Source organism: Putridiphycobacter roseus (genome assembly GCF_003234935.1).
Classification (GTDB): domain Bacteria; phylum Bacteroidota; class Bacteroidia; order Flavobacteriales_D; family Crocinitomicaceae; genus Putridiphycobacter; species Putridiphycobacter roseus.
Genome location: NZ_QKSB01000004.1, coordinates 219,900 through 241,623, shown reverse-complemented (window position 1 = coordinate 241,623; position 21,724 = coordinate 219,900). Strand labels below are relative to the sequence as shown.

Annotated in this window: 15 protein-coding genes; 7 read left to right on the top strand and 8 right to left on the bottom strand. The window is 34.7% G+C overall.

Annotated elements, in window-relative coordinates:
• Positions 1–81: 81 nt before the first annotated feature.
• The 6 genes from priA to DNU06_RS08885 form a co-directional block, all read right to left on the bottom strand.
• Entirely contained in the window at positions 82–2,565 is a 2,484-nt protein-coding gene (priA, locus tag DNU06_RS08910) for a replication restart helicase PriA (RefSeq protein WP_111062906.1), read from the bottom strand.
• A gap of 21 nt (positions 2,566–2,586) precedes the next feature.
• Positions 2,587–3,024 carry a rhodanese-like domain-containing protein gene (locus tag DNU06_RS08905; RefSeq protein ID WP_111062905.1) on the bottom strand — a complete coding sequence of 146 codons (438 nt, stop codon included), beginning with the start codon at positions 3,022–3,024 and terminating at the stop codon, positions 2,587–2,589.
• A gap of 107 nt (positions 3,025–3,131) precedes the next feature.
• Entirely contained in the window at positions 3,132–6,878 is a 3,747-nt protein-coding gene (locus DNU06_RS08900; protein ID WP_111062904.1) for a PKD domain-containing protein, read from the bottom strand.
• A 125-nt stretch (positions 6,879–7,003) separates the two neighbouring features.
• Positions 7,004–7,915: a bifunctional metallophosphatase/5'-nucleotidase gene (locus tag DNU06_RS08895; protein ID WP_111062903.1), complete on the bottom strand. Its 912-nt coding sequence runs from the start codon at positions 7,913–7,915 to the stop codon at positions 7,004–7,006.
• Position 7,916: 1 nt separating this feature from the next.
• Positions 7,917–8,669, bottom strand: a complete 753-nt coding sequence (locus DNU06_RS08890; RefSeq protein WP_111062902.1) for a 5'-nucleotidase C-terminal domain-containing protein — start codon at positions 8,667–8,669, stop codon at positions 7,917–7,919.
• The gene (locus DNU06_RS08885) at positions 8,670–9,719 is read right to left on the bottom strand and encodes an endonuclease/exonuclease/phosphatase family protein (RefSeq protein WP_111062901.1); all 1,050 of its coding nucleotides are present in this window, start codon (positions 9,717–9,719) and stop codon (positions 8,670–8,672) included.
• 171 nt (positions 9,720–9,890) lie between these two features.
• On the opposite strand from DNU06_RS08885, the gene DNU06_RS08880 reads away from it, so the two are divergent.
• The 7 genes from DNU06_RS08880 to DNU06_RS08850 all read left to right on the top strand — a co-directional run bounded on the left by DNU06_RS08880 (position 9,891) and on the right by DNU06_RS08850 (position 18,585).
• A complete protein-coding gene (locus DNU06_RS08880) occupies positions 9,891–12,428 on the top strand; it encodes a TonB-dependent receptor plug domain-containing protein (RefSeq protein WP_111062900.1) in 2,538 nt (845 codons plus the stop codon).
• A gap of 3 nt (positions 12,429–12,431) precedes the next feature.
• Positions 12,432–13,646: a DUF5689 domain-containing protein gene (locus tag DNU06_RS08875; RefSeq protein WP_111062899.1), complete on the top strand. Its 1,215-nt coding sequence runs from the start codon at positions 12,432–12,434 to the stop codon at positions 13,644–13,646.
• Positions 13,647–13,648: 2 nt separating this feature from the next.
• On the top strand, positions 13,649–14,887 hold the full coding sequence (locus DNU06_RS08870) for a DUF5689 domain-containing protein (protein WP_111062898.1): 1,239 nt from the start codon (positions 13,649–13,651) through the stop codon (positions 14,885–14,887).
• An 18-nt stretch (positions 14,888–14,905) separates the two neighbouring features.
• Positions 14,906–16,843 (top strand): T9SS type A sorting domain-containing protein, encoded by a 1,938-nt coding sequence (locus DNU06_RS08865; RefSeq protein ID WP_111062897.1) that lies wholly within the window; start codon positions 14,906–14,908, stop codon positions 16,841–16,843.
• Between the two features lie 98 nt (positions 16,844–16,941).
• Positions 16,942–17,160 carry a hypothetical protein gene (locus DNU06_RS08860; protein WP_111062896.1) on the top strand — a complete coding sequence of 73 codons (219 nt, stop codon included), beginning with the start codon at positions 16,942–16,944 and terminating at the stop codon, positions 17,158–17,160.
• Positions 17,161–17,171: 11 nt separating this feature from the next.
• Positions 17,172–17,813 carry a hypothetical protein gene (locus DNU06_RS08855; RefSeq protein ID WP_111062895.1) on the top strand — a complete coding sequence of 214 codons (642 nt, stop codon included), beginning with the start codon at positions 17,172–17,174 and terminating at the stop codon, positions 17,811–17,813.
• 127 nt (positions 17,814–17,940) lie between these two features.
• Complete coding sequence (locus DNU06_RS08850; protein WP_111062894.1) at positions 17,941–18,585, top strand: hypothetical protein; 645 nt, start codon at positions 17,941–17,943, stop codon at positions 18,583–18,585.
• An 85-nt stretch (positions 18,586–18,670) separates the two neighbouring features.
• On the opposite strand, the gene DNU06_RS08845 is transcribed toward DNU06_RS08850, so the two are convergent.
• Together DNU06_RS08845 and DNU06_RS08840 are read right to left on the bottom strand one after the other, a co-directional pair.
• Positions 18,671–19,480 (bottom strand): prohibitin family protein, encoded by an 810-nt coding sequence (locus DNU06_RS08845; RefSeq protein ID WP_111062893.1) that lies wholly within the window; start codon positions 19,478–19,480, stop codon positions 18,671–18,673.
• Positions 19,481–19,511: 31 nt separating this feature from the next.
• Positions 19,512–21,698, bottom strand: coding sequence for an efflux RND transporter permease subunit (locus DNU06_RS08840; RefSeq protein WP_158526859.1), 2,187 nt, complete (start codon positions 21,696–21,698; stop codon positions 19,512–19,514).
• Positions 21,699–21,724 lie beyond the last annotated feature (26 nt).

Here is a 21,724-nt window from a genome sequence, read left to right as displayed (position 1 = left end):
GGTAACAAAAGTGACCACAATGATCAATAAAGTCCAAAGGATTAAAATAAGTAATTGTATAGCTGACTTTATGGTATGCATTTATTGTGGATCTACATCAATCACAACCCGCACTGACCTATAATCGTGTTGGGATTGGAATTCATTTAATTTATCGGCTATTATTTTTTTCACTTTAGGAGGACTTGCTGTTCTTTCAAATTTTATCGTAATATTTTTTAAAAATAAATTTCTAACTCTTCCAACTAAAGGAGTTTCAGGTCCCAATAGTCGGTCCTTAAATATGACTTTTAAACTATTGCCAAGTTCGGCAGCAGCCACTTCAAGTAAATTACTATCTCGGTGTCTGAGTTGAAGGGTAATGATACGATAAAAAGGTGGATAGTTGAAATTCTTTCTTTCTAAAATTTCTTGGGTATACATACCAATATAATCATGCTGCATTACTTTTTGTATGATCCAATGGTTCGGGTCAAAACTTTGTATGATTACTTTTCCTCTTTTTGATTTCCTTCCTGCTCTACCTGCTACTTGAGACATTAGTTGGTAAGATCTTTCAAAGGCCCTAAAATCCGGGAATTTTAGCATTTGATCGGCGCTTAATACCCCCACCAAACCTACATTGTCAAAATCAAGTCCTTTGGTCACCATTTGCGTACCAATAAGAACGTCAATCTTCCTATTTTCAAAATCTTCAATTATTCTTTGGTAGGCATTTTTGGCCCTTGTCGAATCTAAATCTAGACGTTGTACGGTTATTTTAGGTAAAAACATGACAAGTTCATCTTCAATTTTTTCTGTACCAAAACCAAGCATTTTTAACTTTTTACTACCACAAGCACCGCAAGAAGATGGGGGAGATACAAAGTAACCACAATAATGACACTTCAATACATTGCTAGCTTTGTGGTAGGTTAGAGAAACGTCACAGTTTTTACATTGCACGGTCCAGTTACACATTTCGCAAGACCATAAAGGGGTATATCCTCTACGGTTTTGAAACAAAATAATTTGTTCTTTTCTCTTTAAAGCCTCCTCCATTTCTGTAAGTAAAAAAGAAGAGAAATGCGACTTCATAGAACGATTTTTAGTCTCTTTTTCAAGGTCAGCACATTGAATTTCGGGCAGTTGAACGCCGCCATATCTTTCAAAAAGTTCCACCAGTCCATAGCGATTTTCTTTGGCGTTAAAATAAGATTCTAATGCCGGTGTTGCGGACCCTAATAATACTTTTGCTTGGTGTTGTTTGGCCAAGACAATACTTACATCTCTTGCATTATATCTTGGAGAAGGATCGTATTGCTTAAAAGAATTCTCGTGTTCTTCATCCACAATGATTAAACCTAAGTTTTGGAAAGGTAAAAATACTGAAGATCGGGCGCCCAATACAATTCGGTATTGATTTTTACTATTGTTTAATATGTGGTTCCAAATTTCAATTCTTTCATTTTGATTGAAGCGACTGTGGTAAACGCCTACTAAGTCTCCAAAATATGCTTTTAATCGAGTGATTAATTGGGTGGTTAAGGCAATTTCTGGTAATAAAAATAGCACCTGTTCTTCCTTGTCTAATGCTTCCTGTATGAGTTTGACATAGATTTCGGTCTTTCCCGAAGAGGTTACGCCATGTAAGAGGCAGATGTCCTTTTCGACAAAGGCACTTTTTATTTCGGTAAAAGCATTTTCCTGTGCTGGCGAAAGGGCTTTAATTTTGTGAACCTTATCATCCGATTCTTCTAGTCTTGATATTTCGGATAAAAATATTTCAAGAATACCTTTTTTTGCAAGTGTTTGTATGGAGGATTCAGAAATCCCCGTTTCTATTAATTGTTTTTTAGTGACAGGAATTTGTTTTTGGTCCGTCCATTTGGTCAGTTGAACGGTTTTTAACAAAGCGGAAACCTGTCCTTCGGCTCTTTTATCTTTCTCTAAAGCATTTAAAATATCCCCTAGTGATGTTTCATTATTGTAGTCTTCATGAACCTTTACAAAACTTAAGTATTTAGGATTGTATTTAGATTTTAATTCTTCGGAAACAATCACTACTTTTTTTTCAATCAATAATTTAATAATTGGTTGAATGGTTTTTATTTGAATAATTTCAGCTATTTCTTTTAAAGTCAGTGACTCTTGTAATTCTAATGCTTCAACAATTAAATATTCCCGGTTACTCAAGTTTTCATGATCTCTTTCGTAGGAAGGGTGGAGAAATATAATGGTTTCACTAGCCAATTTAAAATTACTGGGAACTGCCGCATTCATAACGTCCCCAATATCGGCCATATAATAGCTCGCAATCCAATCCCAAAGGGTTAATTGTTTTTGGGTAATAATAGGTTGTTCATCCAATATGGTTTCCACATATTTTACTTGGTAAGCGGTGGGTATTTTTTGGTGTACCGTTTTTATAACGCCAGTATAATACTTTGCTCTACCTAAAGGAACAATAACTCTTTTTCCTACTGCAACTTGATCATTTAACTCAAAAGGTAATCTATACGTGTAAGTATTTGGAATACTCAACGGTAAAACAACATCTACGAAATAAGTAATTCTATCAGTCAAAATTATCGGTAATTATTAATATTAATGTGGCCAATTATTATATCCTCCAATGAGGTTATAGACTTCCTGAAAGCCTCTTTCTTTAAGCAGCATTTTTGCTTTTGTAGAACGTCCACCTGAGGCACAAAATATAAGCACCGTTTGATTAGGGTCTAAATTTTCATATTCGTTTTCAAAAACACCCCCATTAAAATCCAAATTTATTGCATCTTCTATAGTTCCATTGCTGTATTCCGCTGGAGTTCTCACATCTATTAACTGTCGATTTCCATTCGCAATTTTACGTTTAAATGCTTCTGGACTAATATCTTTTATTATTGCTGAAGTATTATTTTCTGTAGATTCTACTTCCTTAGTTATGACCTCTTTTTTTGTTTTGGGTTCCAAGTCTTCACTACAAGATGCAATAAGGAATATAGTAGCTAGTAATAGTAAAATTAATGGTTTGTTATTTTTCATTTTAGGAAGTTTAAGACAAACAAAAATACTAAATTTCGTGGATTAAAATCGTATAAATTGTGCACAATATGCGTAAGTGAAAAATACAGAGAAAAGAATGAAAATACTTATCTTATTAATGAAACATGTCCTGTTTTAATTTGTTCTGCAGCATTTAAATCGTTTTGGTAATTCATTTGCCAAATATAAGCCCCTAGCTTACACAGTTTTCCATTGTAATATCCATCCCAACCAACATTTGGATCATAACTTTCGAATAGTATTTCGCCCCATTTATTGAAGATGATAAAATGGTAATTTACAGGATCAAATCCATCTGTGAATACTGGTGAAAAATCATTGTTAATGCCCTTGTTTCCTTCAGGCGTAAATGCGTTTGGTATGTATAAAAACTCTGTTTCCTTAACCAAAACCGTTTTTTGAATCGTGTCGCCACAACCAAATTTAGTATATACGTAAAGTGTAATTGGATGATTGCCAGAATCGAATTGGTTTAATTTTAAGGTGTTGTTTTTTTGATCTGAAAAAATAGTGTGGTTATGTTCCCAGCGCCAAAAGTCGGGCGCAGGTGTTGAAATATCATTGAGATATATCACAGGATTTAAATCGGATACGGGATTTGGACTAAATGTAAAATCTGCATTCGGTGTAGGATGTATGGTCACAAAGTTTATTTTTTTTACCGTATCTGAACAGTAATTGTCGGTGGTGACAGTTAAACTGACGTCATAGGAGTTTGCTTGCTTGTATTGGTGTTTAGGATTTGGAACATTGGAATAACTATTGTCTCCAAAATTCCAAGAATAACTATTAATTACACTGTTATTTGAAGTGGAGGAACTTTGAATAAATTTTGTGTTATCGTACGTACAATTTTCTGTCTCACCTGTAAAGTCAACTTGAATTTGCGTATACTTTATTTCAATGGTATCTGAAGCAGAACAAGCAGCATTAGTGACTTCCACAAAATAAGTACCTTCCATATTGGTCGTGTAACTTGCATTTGTAGAGTTGTCTTGCCATTCGTATTGTGAAATGTCAGTACCAATGGCTTGAATATATGCAACATCATCTTCACATAAACTTAAGTCGGGCCCCAAAGTTACACTAATGTCAATTTGATTAATCTCAATAGTGTCTGATTGCTTACAACCATTTCCATTTTCAATAACCACCCAATACGTTCCAGCTGTATTTACAGTTTGTATTTGATTAATAGAATTGTCTTGCCACAGATAAGAAAAGCCTGCACCAGCATCCAACGGAATAGAGCTTCCGGTACAAAAGCTAGTGTCATTTCCTAAATGGAGTGAAGGAGCTGGATTGAAAATAACCGAAATGGTATCTTTGTAAATACAATTATTACTATTAATTTCAACGGTATAATCACCCGAGTTATATACGGTGAGTGAAGTATTCGTGGATAAGTCAGACCATATATATAGTGCATTTAAGTAATTGAATTGAAATTTTAAACTGTCTCCAGCACATAAAGTAGTGTCGTTACCTAAATATGGGTTGATTGCTGCGTTTATATTAACTATTATACTGTCGTAATAGGTACAATTATCTTTGGTTAGTACTACGTCATAGTTGGTCGCTTGGTTTGCATAAAGTGTAGCAGTGTTAGCCCCATTCGACCATAAATAAGTCGCATTTAAGGTCGTTACATCTAAAAGTATACTGTCGCCATAACAAATGGTAGTATCATTGCCTAAGTCAAAAGTAGGAGGAGTGAAATTACTGACTATAATAGAGTCGGTATAAGTACAGCCAAATTGCGTCAAGGTCACCCCTAAAATTCCGGCGGTATAAATACCATTCGTCGCTAAAGTAGATAAATCATTCCAAAGATAAGAAGCGTTGGGCGTAGTGATATCAAACAGCAAGGAATCGCCAATACAAATCGTAGTATCATTACCCAAATCAAGGTTTAAAATAGGATGATTTCCAATGGAAATCGTATCGGTATAAAGGCAATTATTTTGCATTACTTCTACCCAAATAATACCGGGATTAAAAAAGGTGGTAGAAGAGTCAGTACTACCATTACTCCAAAGGTAGCTACTGGCACTTAGTTGCGCACCTAATTGAATGGAGTCACCAGCACAAAACAAAGTATCGTTACCTAAAAAGTTTGGATAGGTAGTGAAATACGAAATGTGGATGGTATCGAAATAATCGCAATTGTTTTGGGTTAGGGTAACACTATAAATTGTCGCCTGGGTTGCTTGGATACTTGGTGTAGTACTGGCATCCGACCATAAATAAGTCGCATTTAAAGTAGTTGCATCTAAAAGTATACTGTCGCCATAGCAAAGGGTGGTATCATTGCCTAAGTCAAAAGTAGGAGGAGTGAAATTACCCACAGTAATGGAATCGGTATAGGTACAGCCAAATTGCGTCAAGGTCACCCCTAAAATTCCGGCGGTATAAATACCATTCGTCGCTAAAGTAGATAAATCATTCCAAAGATAAGAAGCGTTGGGCGTAGTGATATCAAACAGCAAGGAATCGCCAATACAAATCGTAGTATCATTACCTAAATCAAGGTTTAAAATAGGGTGGTAGCCAATGGCAATGGTATCTGTATAAACACAATTGTTTTCTGTAATATCTACCCAAACATTTCCAGAGTTAAAAAAGGTGGCAGAAGAGTCGTTACTACCATTACTCCAAAGGTAATCTGTGGCACTGATATGTGTACCTAATTGAATGGAGTCTCCAGCGCAAAATAGGGTGTCAGGACCTAGGTTTAAGGGAAGTATTGGATGGTAATTAATCGATATAGTGTCGTAGAAATTACAGTTGTTTTGAGTAACATTTACAATGTAGGTATTGGTTTGATTGGCATAAATGGCAGAGTCTGTTGAACTGGTCGACCATAGGTAACTGGCGTTTGGTGTAGTTGCATCCAATAAAATGCTATCTCCAAAACACAAAGTGGTATCAGTTCCTAAATCTAACACTATGGGGGCGGTAAAGGAGACATTAATGGTATCGTAATAATGGCAATAGGTGCTATCAATTTCTAAGGTATACATACCAGGGGTAGTGATATCGGTAATGGAATCTGTATCGTTATTACTCCATAAATAATTAAAGTTAACAAAATCACTCACCACTAAATGCAAGGTGTCATTAAAGCAAATGGTAGTGTCAGGCCCCAAATTTAAAGAGTCTAAACAATCTATTACTGGTTGAATGGTAATGGAATCTATACCCAGTCGGAGTGCACCGGCGGTATTCGTGGTAGAAAAATCTAAATCTGCATCATCATCATAGGGTAAAAATTTAAAAGTATGTGAGGCGGCAGTTGGGGTAAAGTTAAACTGTTGAAAATCCCAAGTTAATACGCTAGTATCATACGGATTTTGATTTATAGAGATATTAGAGGTTCCCAGTAAAGTGTTATCCATATAAACACGCCAAGCGCCCGAGGTGTCCAAACAATTAGATTGCTTCACAATAGTTTGATGAAAAGTTAGTTTATAGGTCGAGGTTAGGCTAAAACCATTCACTGTTTGCTGAATTCCTTCGTGGTAGATAAATATTCCGCTGGAGATAGCATACATGCCACTTGCGAATGTGTTACCACTAAAAGGGGAGCCGTAAATTCCAGTACCAATATTTGGACCAGAAGGACCGCAAACATCTGGATTAGTATAAACTGCCGCAGTCGCTAAACTTGCAGGGTCTGTGAATGGAACAGGTATCCAACTGGTTGGAGTTGAACTAATGGAAACGTTTCCGTTTAAATCACCGTTTAAAAAGTTTTGCCCATAGCCATTAAAGGACAGGGTAATAACTATCCAAGTGAAGTAAGAAAACACTGAAAAGAATTTACTTTTCATGAAATAATTCAGCAAAATTTAATTTTAGGTCGAGTAAATATAGTAATTATTTGTATAAACGGTCGATTAATACTTGTAAACCCTTGTGTTTACTGGTTAGTTGGTTGACTTTCCGCTTATTAAATTTAGCCTATCTGAATTGGTGTTTTTAAGGTATATTGGGCTAAGATTTCACTTCTTTTATCTCTGTGAAAATAGACTTCAATTTGGCCGAGGTTTATACCAGCCCAACCCACTTGATTAATCATTACTTCTTTGCCGTCTTTATTCTTTTTTATGGCTGGCTTTTTCATAAAAGTATGGGTATGGCCACCTATGATAAGGTTGATGTGGTTGGTTTGTTGGGCTAAATCAATGTCATCTACCTGGTTGGAAAATTGATAGCCTAAATGTGAAAGACAAATGATGTAATCACACTGTTGTTCAAATTTTAAAATGTCAGCATATTCTTGTGCTTTTTCAATTGGGTTTTGGTAAATGGTATCTTCATATAAGGATTTACTTACCAGTCCCTTCAGTTCAATACCTACACCAAGTATACCTATTTTAATACCTGCTTTTTTTACTATTTTATATGGTATTGTTTTGTCTCTCAATTGGGTGTTTTCAAAGTTGTAATTTGAACAAATAAATGGAAAGTTGGCAAATGTTAACGCATTTAAAAAACCATTTAATCCGCCATCAAAATCATGATTTCCCATGGTAGCAGCATCATACTTTAAAGCACTCATGGCCTTTAATTCAATCTCACCATGGTACATGTTAAAGTAGGGGGTGCCTTGAAAAATATCGCCAGCATCTAATAATAAAACATGCTCATTTTCTTTTCGAATACGGTCAAGAATTGTTTTTCTTTTTTTGATGCCTCCTAAGCCAGGATATTTTGAATCGTCTAAAGGAAATGGGTCAATTCTGGAATGCGTATCATTGGTATGCAGTATAGTAAGCTTTGTATATGCTTCCTTGTCTTTAAGAGAAAGTAAACTATACGCCCCTGCACCGATTATTAATTGATTGAAAAAATGCCTTCTATTCATTTTATTTGACAAACTGAATTCTCCCAAAATTAAGGGGAGCGTGGATACTCTTTTTAGTTTTTACTTCCTGTATTAAAGCATCTCGAATTAATATACCCGTTTGAATATAGGTAATCGGCGCATCAAAAAAATACATTTTATCGCCCCCTTTGGCTAAATAATCGGAAGTAATTACATAAATGGGCTGGTCGAATAAATAAGGTCTGGAATGGATAAATAATTTATTTTGATTACTGGATAATTGACAATTTGCATTTCCAATCGGTTGGCCTTGGTAATTAAATAAGTATTTAAGTAAAGCCCGAATTTGTATGTTATCTAATTTAAGGACTACAATTTCATTGTCAAAAGGCATCAATTCATAAATTTCGCCCTTCGTAATAGGTCCTTTATTTAAACTAGATCTTAATCCACCTTTGTTAATTAATGAAAAACATACTGCTTCATTTTGCAAAATGTTTTGGTTTAAGAGATAAGTGTATCCTGATTCAAAAACCACATCAGCGACCCAATTTCCTAGCATAGATTCTGCAGCAGAACGTTTTTGTTCAAAGGTAGTGTCTAAAGTACCTAACACAACATCCATCTCTTTGTCTAGTGCTATCCTATATGGTTGAATTAGTCCTTCTATTTTTTCATCCCCAATAATGGAATCGTTTAAAACAATTAAGTTGGCTTTTTGCTCGTATAAGTTTTTTTTAGAATGACAACTTAGGCATAAAAGAAATATAGTTATGTAGAGATAATACCGCATTTATGAAGCCACTTTTCGAACTAAGGTAATATAAACTGGTAAATGATCAGAATAGCCACCCAAATATTTTCCACCTGCAGTCGTTCTTTTTGGATAACCTTTATATCTACCTGCTGTTTGAAATAAATATGGTTTTCTTAATACGGCGACTTTAAAATATTTAAAAGTAGTATAATCACTCCCCAAAAAAGCATAGCTTAATAATACTTGATCAAATAAATTCCAAGCATCTCCCCATGCAAGGGTTCCTAATCCCTTTTTGTATAAATCATACATTGGGTTATAAAGCATGTTCGCTTTTACCTTTGTTGTTTTAGACTTTGCCTGTAAATATTGTTTGATGCTTTTATTTACTGGATCATCATTTAAATCCCCCATTAAAATAATTTTAGCTTGGTGGTTTACTTTAAAAAGACTATCGATAATATGGCGTCCTAATTTGGCTGCTTGAATTCTTCTAATTTCCGAAGCCGCTTGTCCACCAAATCTAGAGGGCCAGTGACAAACAATTAAAGAAATTTCCTCCCCCAATAAACTACCGGTTACCACCAGCTGATTCCTAGTTTTATAGTCCAGGTTATCTTTAAAAATTAATGGATGACTGCGGATGTGAGCAGGTTTAAAATATTTTTCTTGGTATAATAAGCCGACATCAATACCTCGTTTATCTGGAGAGTCAATATGTGCAATTTGATAATTTCTATTTGCAATTTTTTTTTCTTTTACCAAGTCTTCTACTACTTTTCTATTTTCAACTTCACAAATGCCTAAAATAGCGCAGCCATCCGGACTAGTTTCAGCGCCTAAATCATTAATGACGAAAGAAAGATTTTGTAGTTTTTCCATGTATTTCTTACTGTCCCAATTTTTTCTACCCATAGGAGTAAATTCTGTATCTCTAACCGCAGGATTGTCTATGGTGTCAAATAAGTTTTCTAAATTGTAAAAACCAATACAAGCCACTTCTATTTGCTTGTTAGCTTGAGCGAAACCAGAAGTGGATAAAAACATAAAAATGATTACCCTTATTAATAATTTGATTTTAGCCATGAATTTTATTTTAGTATGGTAAAAGTAAGACTAATGCAAATTAAATCAATATTTATTAGTTTAAGTAGATTTTAACTTAACGTTAAGTTTTTGAAAGGATGAAAAATAAAGAAAAATCGAAAGAATAAATATGTACTTTTGATAGGAAATAACCTTATTTAACAAATTTTAATGATTCAGTTTTCTCTCTTAAAATTAAGATTTTTATTATTTTTTTTCTTGGCTAATAGTTTTTTAAATGCCCAAGAAAAAGATTCTATTATTAGGAAGGTAGAGTCCCCTGTTTTTGTAAGCACATTAAAAGATTTAAACAATAGTTCCCCCGCTGTACAAGCAATAGCAGGATTGCTGCAATCGTCAAGAGATGTGTTCACTAATACGGCCGCTTTTAATTTTGGTGTAGCGCGTTTTAAAATACGTGGATATAACTCAAATCAAACAACCATTATGATAAATGGTATTCCAATGAACGATTTAGAGTCGGGGAATGGTACTTGGTATAAATGGGGTGGTTTGAATGATGTAACAAGGTACGCAGAATCAAAAAGATGGTTGGGGAGTAATCCGTATCACTTTGGTGGTATAGGTGGTTACTCAAACATTGATGCAACACCAACAAACATCAGAAAGGGGCATCAAATTTCTTATGGCATCACAAACCGTTCTTATCGTCACCGTTTAATGTATACTTTTAGTTCGGGTGTTTTAGCCAATAAATGGGCTTTTGCAGGATCGGTTTCTGCAAGGTATGCTCAAGAGGGCTATGTTAAAGGAACTTTTTACCAAGCAGCAGGTTATTACTTTGCAGGCGAAAAACAGATCAACGAAAAACATGGTATCCATTTTTCTGTGATGGGCGCTCCTTCTTATAGAGGTGGTCAAGGATTAGCGGTTCAAGAAATTTATGACTTAACTGACGATCCTTATTATAACGCAAATTGGGGCTATCAATCTTTGCCAAATGGTGAAAAAGTGAAACGCAATGCAAGAACAAGTTCTTCTCATATGCCGATTATTACTTTAAGCCACGAATGGAAATTAAAAAATGAAGCGAAATTAAATACTTCTGTCTATACTACTTTTGGGAAATACAGGCGTTCGAGTTTAAATTGGAATGACGCCAATGATCCTCGTCCTGATTATTACCGCTATTTACCTTCTTATTTTGAAAACGTAAACGATCCAATTAGTGCGGGTGTTTATCGTGAATTGTGGGAGAACAATCCAGCTGGTCGACAAATTCAATGGGACAACTTATATGCTGCGAATGTGAAAAATTTATACAGCCAAGAAAATGTAGATGGTATTGCGGGAAATACCGTGATTGGAAACCGTTCGAAATACATAGTTGAAAACCGTTGGAATAATAGTATCAACTATGGTGTAAATACAAAGTACGATAAAAAAATTACGGATAAAACTAAATTTACAGTAGGTGCTTTTTATCAATACCAAAGAAATCATTATTACAAAACAATTGAAGATTTATTAGGAGGAGATTTTTGGTTAGATGTGGATCGTTTTGCGGCTCAAGTCGGCGTTGATCCAGCCATTCAACAAAATAACTTAGCAACGCCAAATCATTTGGTAAAAGTGGGGGAGAAATTTGATTACGATTATTACGTTTATAACCACAAGACAACCGCTTTTGGTCAATTTGACTTTATGTTGAATAAAATGGATGCCTATGCTGCTCTTGAATTATCACACACCAACTTTTATAGGGAAGGTTTGAATCAAAACGGAAAATTTCCCGAAGATTCAAAAGGAGATTCTGAAAAATCAAATTTTGTGAATTACGCAATAAAATCAGGTTTGACTTATAAATTATCAGGAAGACAATTTGTAACAGTAAACGCAGTTGTTAAATCACAAGCGCCTTATTCTAGAGATGCTTTTGTTTCGCCGCGCACCAGAGATTATTTGGTAGATGGTCTAGAAAATGAATTTATCTATTCTGGTGATATTTCTTATTTATTAAGGTATCCAAAATTAAAAATGAGATTCACCTTGTACCACACCCAAAGGAAAAATGCAGTTTGGTCCAGAAGTTTCTATAACGACGCCTACAATAATTTTGTAAATTATTCCATGACAGGTGTAGATTATTTACACCAAGGAATTGAGTTTGGTTTAGAAGGAAACATTACCACTAAATTACAAGGTAATTTAGTGGTAGCACACGCTCAGCATTTGTACACTTCTCGTCCAACAGCAAATGTATATGTCGATAACTCTGCGGCTTCATTAGACCAAGACAAAACGATTTATTTAAAGAACTACAAGGTAGGTGGAATGCCACAATCCGCTTTTTCAGTAGGTTTAAAATACAACGGTAAAAAGTATTGGTTTGCCGGTGTTAATTACAATTATTATGCAAATATTTACTTAGATCCAAACCCAGACAGGAGAACTGCAGAAGCTGTTGAGAATTTTGTGACTAGCGATCCACAATGGGATGAAGTATTAGATCAAACTAAATTGAAAGATGGTTATTCGGTCAGTGCTTTTATCGGTAAATCATTTAAAATTAAGGACAAATTCTTAGCGATTTCAGCCAACTTAAATAACATAACCAATAACCAATCATTTCAAACAGGAGGATACGAGCAGTTACGGTTTGAAAGTCAATCCATCAATAAATTTCCGCCTAGACTAGCATACATGTACGGATTCAATTATTTTATAACTGCAAAATTAAGATTCTAAATTATGAAGGGACTTATAATATTATTATCTATTGGAATGGTAGTGCTAAGCTGCCATAAAAAATTTGAAACACCAGCAATTGATCCTGTCCTTGCTGGAGCAAGTATTAGTTTAGAAGATTTAATCGCAAGTTACCAAGGTTCACCAATCAATTTTAACGATTCATTGTCGGTCTACGCTACAGTGACCATGGATGAATCGGATGGAAATTTGTACAAATCGACTTATATTCAAGCAGGAGATTTTGCTTTGAATGTTCGTTTATTATCTGCTGGTGGACTTTACGTGGGCGATTCTATAAGAATCGACTTAAAGGGGACCGTATTGAGTACTTATAACGGAGTTTTACAATTAGATGCCGTTCACGCAGACAATAACATTGTAAAATTGGCGGTTGACAAAGACATTAAACCGCTTGCTTTATCGGTTTCTGATGTCAATCCTAACTTACAGTCTCGTTTAATTAAACTGGAAAATGTTCAGTTTATTTATCCTGAAATAGGCGGGACTTATGCTTTTGCTGAAGACAAAGAATCGAAAGACATTATGGTGGAAGATTGTGATGGAAATACGGTATGGTTTAGCAATAGCGGTTACGCAAATTTTGCGGATGAATTGGTGGCGGAAGGAAACGGAAGTATTATGGCAATTGTAGGGATGTTTAATGGAGATGTGCAATTGATAATTCGTTCTTTTGATGAAATAAAAATGGATGCAGAGCGCTGTGCAGGACAATACATTGTAAAAGATTTTAATGATGAATTGATTTCAACTGGAGGTTGGCACATGGAACAAATTGTGGGATCAGATACTTGGGAAACCAACGACCAAGGCGCTGCTTCTTTTTATTGTCAAATATCAAATTTTGACGGATCCAATAACATTGCATGTGAAAGCTGGTTGGTTTCTCCAGCAATTGATTTGAGCTTAATTAACACACCAGGATTGAGTTTTATCAACGCGAGTAACTATCAAGGTACTAATTTAGAGGTATATATTTCTACAAATTACAGTGGTGCAGGAGACCCAAACATTGCTACATGGGCCACTTTAAATCCCATTCTTTCTTCAGGAGGGTGGGAATGGGTAAATTCAGGAATCATTGACTTATCCGCTTATACCAATGAAAATGTTGTGATTGCTTTTAAGTACATAGGAAGTAGCAGTGATGGGAAAACATGGGAAATTGATGATATAGTCATCTCAGGAAAAACATAAAGATGAAAAGAATAATAATAATTTCAATGGTGATTTTAGGAATCGCCGCTTGTAAAAAAGAACTAGATCATCCACCTTATCATACTTTAAATGCCAATAGAATTTTGACGATTCAAGAGGTAATAGATTTATACCAAGGAGCAGAATTAGAAATAAAGGATACTTTATCTGTATTTGCTACAGTAACTATGGATGAATCTGACGGTAACATTTACAAAAGTTTATACATTCAAGATGCAACTGCGGCAATTAATTTACGCTTGTTGAGTGCTACAGATTTTTTGGTAGGTGATTCTTTAAGGATTAACTTGTTGGGCGCTCTAATTGATAATTATAATGGGGTGATGCAACTTTCAAATGTGGACCCAAGTACGCGGGTAATTAAGCAAGTAAAAGGACAGGGTATTCCCCCCAAAGCTATGTCGATAGAAGATATTGACACCAATTTTGTCAATCAATTAGTCATTTTAACAGGGGTTCAATTTGCAAAGGAAGAATTAGGAGCGACTTATGCAGATGCTCCGGCACAATTCGCTGAAAATAGAAGGCTAGAAGACTGTTTTGGAAATTCAATTTTATTGAGAACCTCAGGATTTGCAGAGTTTGCAGGTATGAATATAGCGAAAGGAAATGGACAAGTTATTGTCATTGTGGATCGTTTTAATGATGATTTACAATTAAAAATCAGGTCTTTTAACGAGGTGGAAATGACAGGAGAAAGGTGTAATGGAATAACTTTAATACCTGGTGCTAATTTAAGTAAAGACTTTAATGACAATAGTATTACTTCTGGTGGTTGGATGAGTGTCCAAGTTGACGGGGAAGACACTTGGGAGACGTCTACTGTGGGCGGTGCTTTAACACCATATGCCAAAATATCGAATTTTAATGGCGGAAATTTCCTTTGTGAAAATTGGTTGATATCCCCAAAAGTGGCCTTTGCACTTATTTCCAATCCAACTTTGGGTTTTAATAATGACGTAAATTATGATGGAGACCAATTACAATTATTGGTTTCTGAAGATTATGATGGTATAGGGGATCCTAATTTATTTATTTGGGTAAATATTACCGCTTCGGTTAACTGGGATTCTAACCCAAATGGTTGGGGATTTGAAAATACTGGCGATATTAATTTGTCATTATTTGCAGGCAAGGCAGTTTATTTTGCTTTTAAATATACGGGTTCAAATACTGATGGTTCTACATGGGAAATAGATGATATAATCATAAATGGATAAATAATAAAAACAAAAAAGATGAAACAGTTTTTTACTTTAATTTCAGCACTATTTATTGGTGCAACAGCCATGTCGCAAGTGGCTTTTCAAAGTGACTTTAGCTCATGGGACATGGTATCTGGAAATCCAGCGGATTGGTTTGGAGCCAAAACAAATATTGCTTCTTCTAATGTAAATGAAATCAATTTTGGTGTTACTTATGGAACAAGTATGGCGCAATTGATTAATACAGGGGCTGGACATAAACGTTTTACTTCAGATACGATTGTAGTTACGCCAGGAGCTACTTACGCCATTACCATGTGGGTTAGGGGGTTGCAAGGTGAAGTAAGAGCTGCTTTTTATGATCTATCTGCAGGTTCTTCAAGTGCCGGCTATGTATATGATAACTCTAATTATGAGTCAACAGCGACAAGTGGCGCTTTGTCATCCATTTCTCAAAACATTACTATCCCTATCACTTGTGATTCAATAGAGTTAATTTTATCATTAAAAAATACAGATGCCAATGGGTTTGCTTTAGATTCTGTTTCAATGGTCGAATATACTAATACAGCGGTACCTGCACAGCATACAATTTATGCTTTACAAAATACAAGTACAGGACCTTCTTCTTTTGAAGATTCATTGACCATTACTTCTGGAGTTGTTACCAGTATAAATCCAGGCTTAGGCTATTGGATTCAAGATGGAGTTGGTGCTTTTTCAGGTATTTTTGTGGAAGACAATAGCAATACACCATCTAGAGGAGATAGTGTTACAGTTACTGGTACCGTCGCAGAAAATTATGATGCTACACAAATTGAATTGATTACTAACTATATTTTGGAGCCAATACCTGACGTTTCCCCAATTGCAACTACTTTAAATACAGTAGATGTGCAAACGCAAGAAGAGTGGGAAGGGGTTTTAATAGAGATAAATAACGCCACTTGTACAAACATAAATGCTGGTTTTGGCCAATGGTTAATCAATAACGGTCTTTCTGCAAATGATTCTTTGTTGGTAGATGATGAGCTATACGCTTATACACCCACTTTAAATACCGTATATGGCGTAATCGGAATTGGCCATTATTCATATGGTGATTATAAAATAATTCCTAGAGATATTAATGACATTATTGGTGCAATCCCGCCAATAACCGTATCTATATATGCTATTCAATTTACTAACAATGTAAATGGAGACTCTCCTGAATTAGGAAATTCAATTACTACTTATGGCATTGTAACAGGTATTACCGGACAAAACAGGTATTTTATCCAAGATGGAGCAGGTGCTTGGAATGGAATTTATGTCTACGACAATACACAAAATTTAGCGATTGGAGATAGCGTGATGGTTACTGGTACAATAGATGAATTTAATGGTTTAACAGAATTAACATCCGTTACTGCTTTTAGTATTATCAATTCTGGCAATAGTTTACCTGTGGCTACGGTTGTCACTACTGCAGCAGCAAATGCAGAAGAATGGGAAGGTGTCTTAGTAAAAGTAGAAGCTGCGGAATGTACCGATAATAATGGTGGGTTTAATACCTGGATGGTAAACGATAATTCTGGAAGTTTAATTATAGATGACGATATATTTAACTACCAATCTACCGCTGTAATTGGAAATGTTTATGCAATAACTGGAATTGGTCAATTTGGCTTTTCTCAATTTAAAATTTTACCTAGAGATGTAAATGATATTGTAACTACGGGCTATCAAACAGTGGACAATCAGGAGCTTGATTTCTTCATTTATCCTAACCCAGCCAAACAAAATGTGGTAATAAGAACAGGAGAAAACGGTACATTAAAAATATTTGCCATGAATGGTGCTTTACTTTTAACACGGAATATAAGTAATAAAAGCAGTATTGATGTAAGTGGTTTTAAAGCAGGGATGTATAGTGTGCAGTTAACTGTAGATGGCGCAGTTGTTACCAAAAAAATGATGGTTTATTAATAGGCAAACAGCTATTAAAAACATACTTCTTAATGGCCTGCGTTTTTTTTACCCAAAAAAACAATACATTTGTGTAAATTATTTTAAAACCTTATCAAATGAAGAAATTAACGATTATGATTTTCACAGGCTTGTTATTAGCTAGCTGTGGAAATGCAGCAGCAGAGAAAAAAGCGGAAGAAGAAAAAGCAGCGGCACTAAAAGAAATGACCAGTGAGATTAATACTATGGACTCTTTGTCTACTGTGTTTGATGAATCAGCGCATGAAATTGAAGCAGCTAGTGATGAATTAAATCAATTATTAAACGAACTTTAAAATATAAAAATATGAAATCAATTATACTATTAGGTGCCGTTTTTTTTAGTGCATCATTGATGGCTCAAAACTTCGAAGAAAAAGCAAATCAAACAAAAAAAGAGGTTAGTAAATCTTTGAGTCAAGAACAAAAGAATATTGAAAGTAAAGCGCAAACTATTAAAGCGGATACAAAAGAAGGTCTTGAAAGTAAAGCAGAATCAGTAGAAACTAGTGCAAAAAATAGTTTGGAAGAAAAAGCAACTGCAGTAAAAGAACAAGCAACTGAAAAAGTAGCAAGTTTATCTACAGATGAAATGGTAGAAGAAGTGACTGCAAAAGTAGAAACTGAAAAAGCGAATGTAAAAACTGCTGCTGATTATAAAGCTGAAATGGCAAATACACCTGTTGGAGAAGAAAAAGCAGCAGCTGCCAAAGCATTTATGACAGAAAAGAAAGCTGCTTTGAGTAGTGCTGTTTCAAATGGTGAGTCTACAGTTACTGGTGCAAACACTAAAATTGAAGCTGCTAAAGCTACTTTAGAGGCTGCATTAGCTAGCAAGTCAATTAAAATGGAAGAGTATACTGCAAAAATGGAAAAAATCCAAAAAGCTGCCGCTCTTACATCTCAATTAAAAGAAAAAGTAAGTGCTGCAAAAGCATTGACAAAGTAATATTTTTACTTAAGTATAGGAAAGCCTTGACGTTAAAATGTCAGGGCTTTTTTTATGGCTAGTAAGAAAACATATGGCATCATTTTTGGCTACAATTTCACAGTTAAAATAAACTTTAAAAACACCTATGAACACATTATTAAAAGTAAGTATGTTATGGTTTGGATTTGCAACCACACCATTAATTGCCCAGACTGGTCTAGAGAAAAAGCAGGAAAAAATAAAAAAAGAAGTAAAGCATAAAGTCGATAAAACGGAGGTTAAAGTCGAAAAGGCGATTGAAAAAAATGCGCAAAAAGTGGATAAAAGTAGAGAGGAGTTAAAGCAACATGGTGAAAAAGGGGAGCATGGAGTCCAAAAAGTAAAAAGCGACCTAGAAATCCAAAAAAAGGAAAGGAAGTCGACAAAAGTTTCCTCGAAGGAAGAGAATAAGAAAAGCTCGGAGGTTAAAGGAATTGGGTACGGCAAAGATAAAAAAGGACTAGAAGGTAAAGAATATGGGCAACAACGTGCTGAAGATGCTAAGAAAAATCACCTAGAAAAGTCGAAAAATTTAGAGAAAGCAATTGAAAGAGGAGAAGGAGACGTGCAACGAAGCAAAGAAAAAATTAAAGTCGCAAAAGAAGATTTAGAAAAGGCAAAAAAAGAAGGTAAAATTAAAGAAACGGAATACCTGGAGAAAAAAGAAAAAATTGAACAGGCTGAAAAAATGACCAATGCTTTAGAAGAAAAAATTAAAAAAGAAAAAGAAACAAAATCTAGGTCAATATAATGGCTTGAACAATTGAAGCTATTGAAACAAAAAAAATGCCCTGACAATAATTGTCAGGGCATTTTTTATTTCAATTAATTAAAGCTTAATTATTACCTAAAATCAATGGTAAACCATCTTTTCCACCAACAACTACCACTTTCGTGTTTGGAGATTCGGCTAATTTTAAAGTGGCTTCTATTCCTTTTTCTTGCAAAATGTTTGCAGTCAAGGAAGCATTTAAAATTCTATTAGCTTCTGCTTTTCCTTCCGCTGCAATTTTAATTCTTTGTGCTTCTTTTTGCTCTTTCTGTAACCTAAACTCATATTGTAAAGATTCTTGCTCTTGTTTCAGTTTTTCTTCAATGGCTGTTTTAATAGTAGCCGGTAAAGTTACATCTCTTACCAATACTTCATTTACGCTGATGTATTGTTTTTCAATGATTTTTCTTGTCTCTTCATCAATTTCATCTTGAATAATATCCCTTTTTGAAGAATAGATCTCCTCTGGCGTATATCTTCCAATTACACTTCTAGTAGCAGAGCGCATTGCAGGTATTACAATGTCATCAATATATTGAATACCTTTTTCCTGGTGTAGTTTTGGTAATTCTTTTTTAATGGGTTGAAATTGTAAAGTAACGTCTAATTTTATTTCTAGTCCATTGGAAGATAAAACGGCCATGGTTTCTGAAATTTTTTGTTGACGTACTTGATAAATAATCATTTTATTCCAAGGTGCAATAATATGAAATCCCTCACTATAAGGTGACTCTGTATAAACACCACCACTAAAAGGTTGGAATAATACACCATTTTCCCCTGCGTTGATGGTAACGGAAGATTTAAATAGTACGATTACGATTAATAATAAAACTGCAATAAATGCAATTAGCTTTTTGGGTACTTCGTTCATGTTTTTTTTTGTTTTTTTTGTATGACCAAATTTACGATTTCTTTCCGTAGAATAAAAGGATTAACACCGGTAATAATACCAAGTCAGCCAGTAAAGCGAATACTAAGGTTAAACTAATCAATAGACCAATATAAAAAGTACCTAGGAAATCAGAAAATAGTAAAAGTAAAAAACCAGCACATATTATTAAAGTGGTTAATATAATTGCCCGACCAGTAGATAGGTAGGTACGTTTTAAGGCATATAAAAATGGTTTTCCCTTATTCAATTCTAATTTAAATTTACTCATAAAGTGGATGGTGTCATCTACAGCAATACCAAAAGCAATGGTGAAAATAATGGCCGTTGAAACTTTTAAGTCTATTCCTAAGTAACCTAAAATTGCAGCTAAAAAAAGTAATGGCAGTATGTTGGGGACTAATGCAATTAAAACCATTTTTAAGTTTTTATATAAAAAGCCCATCAGTAAGGATACTATTAATATTGCCATTAATAGGCCCAAGGTAAGGTTAAAAGAAATGGAAGCCATGTTGGTATCCAATATATGTCCAGTACCAGTAATCTGAGTTCTAATAAGGGTGGAATCAATTTCACTTTTAATAAATTGATGTAGTCGCAAGGTTTTTTTGTCGGCTTCAATTTTTCCAATGTCTCCCATTGTACTCGATATTCTTGTGTAGTGTTGAGAAGAATCTACCAGGGCGCCTAACATGGATTTATCTTTTAGTTTTAATAAAGTTTTTAAAAAACCAGCAGTCGCTGCCTCGTTAGGGAATTGATAATATTTTGATTGTCCAGCATGCTCAATCCGATTGGCAATTTTAAAAACTTTAGCCAAGGAAAAGGTTTGATTCAAACCGTAATCGCTTTCCAAAAAACTATCAATTCGATTAATGCTACGCAAAACTTCATAGTCGAAAATTGTTTTATTACTGTCCACCAATTCTACGGATAATTCAAAAGGTCTTAGTCCCATATAAGCCTTATCGAAATAAGTGAACTGCTGACGCATAAAGTTGTCTTCTTTCAAATCCTCTAATAAAAAGTAGTTGTTTTGTACTTTAAGCATGCCCATTATACCTACACCAATAAATAAAACAAAAACCCAAAATAGTTTAAGCTTGTTGCGAATGATAAATAAGAAGCTAGCATGTAGTTTTTTGTACCAAAAGTTTTGGGTGATTTTTTTCTCTGTCAATGGGGGTGGCTTAACCAATATCAGCAAAGCCGGTAGCAATGTGTAGGCCAGAAAGAAAGCAAATAAAACACCCAAAGCAGTGTATATTCCAAAGACCTTTATCGCTTGCATTGGTACAGTCAGTAAACTTAAAAAACCTATGGCGGTGGTTACTGAAGTTAACAGTGTCGCAAAACCTACTTCTTTATAAGCCCGGATTACCGCTTTATTTTTTGGTGTACCCAACCTTAATTCTTCAATGTATTTTGAAACCAAATGGATGACGTCCGACATGGCAACTACAAACATGATGGAAGGTAAAACAGTTAACACAATATTGATAGGTGCATCAATAGCCGCCATAAAACCGATAATCCATAACATGGAAAAACTGACAATCAATAATGGGAGCCAAATACCCCACCAGGATTTAAATGCAATATATAAAAATAGAATGATAAGAATAAAGGAAAGCCCTATAAAGAATAAGGTTTCAAACTTCATGATGTCAACATAATAACTTTGCCCGATTGCCCGACCAGCTAAATGGTATTTTTCAAATCCATACTTTTCAATTAACTGGTCAATGGATTGTTTTAAATAATCACATTTTTTTTTAGACAGGTATTCTAAGTGGTCAATTCGAACCATCATTCCAGTAGCATCCTGGTTAATGAAAAAAGCTTCAATTTCTGGGCGACTAAAAATGCGTAAGGAGTCATTGTAATAATCGCAAGTATCGCAAATATTTAAGTATGGAACATTGATCGCAAGACGAGAATAAGGGGTTTTTACATACTCCGACATATTAGTCAAACAAGCGACATTTTTTACCAATGAATCTTCGCCAAGTTCTGCTACAAAAGCAGCCACTTTTTTTAAAAAATCAGTTTCAAAAATGGAAGGATCGTTTTCAATGGACATGAAAACAAAATCATTGTCGGTTCCGAATCTATTTTTGTGTGCTTCAAAAAATTGAGTTTCAGGATCATTTTGGGCATAAAATGCCGTAAAATCATAGTCAAATTTTAAATTTTTCAAATTATACATGAAAAATAGTGTGATTA

Coding starts and splice junctions, on each gene's coding strand:
- DNU06_RS08845 (WP_111062893.1), bottom strand. CDS start 19,480: ATGAACGAAGTACCCAAAAAGCTAATTGCATTTATTGCAGTTTTATTA.
- DNU06_RS08855 (WP_111062895.1), top strand. CDS start 17,172: ATGAAATCAATTATACTATTAGGTGCCGTTTTTTTTAGTGCATCATTG.
- DNU06_RS08860 (WP_111062896.1), top strand. CDS start 16,942: ATGAAGAAATTAACGATTATGATTTTCACAGGCTTGTTATTAGCTAGC.
- DNU06_RS08875 (WP_111062899.1), top strand. CDS start 12,432: ATGAAGGGACTTATAATATTATTATCTATTGGAATGGTAGTGCTAAGC.
- DNU06_RS08895 (WP_111062903.1), bottom strand. CDS start 7,915: ATGAATAGAAGGCATTTTTTCAATCAATTAATAATCGGTGCAGGGGCG.
- DNU06_RS08865 (WP_111062897.1), top strand. CDS start 14,906: ATGAAACAGTTTTTTACTTTAATTTCAGCACTATTTATTGGTGCAACA.
- DNU06_RS08885 (WP_111062901.1), bottom strand. CDS start 9,719: ATGGCTAAAATCAAATTATTAATAAGGGTAATCATTTTTATGTTTTTA.
- DNU06_RS08890 (WP_111062902.1), bottom strand. CDS start 8,669: ATGCGGTATTATCTCTACATAACTATATTTCTTTTATGCCTAAGTTGT.
- DNU06_RS08880 (WP_111062900.1), top strand. CDS start 9,891: ATGATTCAGTTTTCTCTCTTAAAATTAAGATTTTTATTATTTTTTTTC.
- DNU06_RS08850 (WP_111062894.1), top strand. CDS start 17,941: ATGAACACATTATTAAAAGTAAGTATGTTATGGTTTGGATTTGCAACC.
- DNU06_RS08900 (WP_111062904.1), bottom strand. CDS start 6,878: ATGAAAAGTAAATTCTTTTCAGTGTTTTCTTACTTCACTTGGATAGTT.
- DNU06_RS08905 (WP_111062905.1), bottom strand. CDS start 3,024: ATGAAAAATAACAAACCATTAATTTTACTATTACTAGCTACTATATTC.
- DNU06_RS08870 (WP_111062898.1), top strand. CDS start 13,649: ATGAAAAGAATAATAATAATTTCAATGGTGATTTTAGGAATCGCCGCT.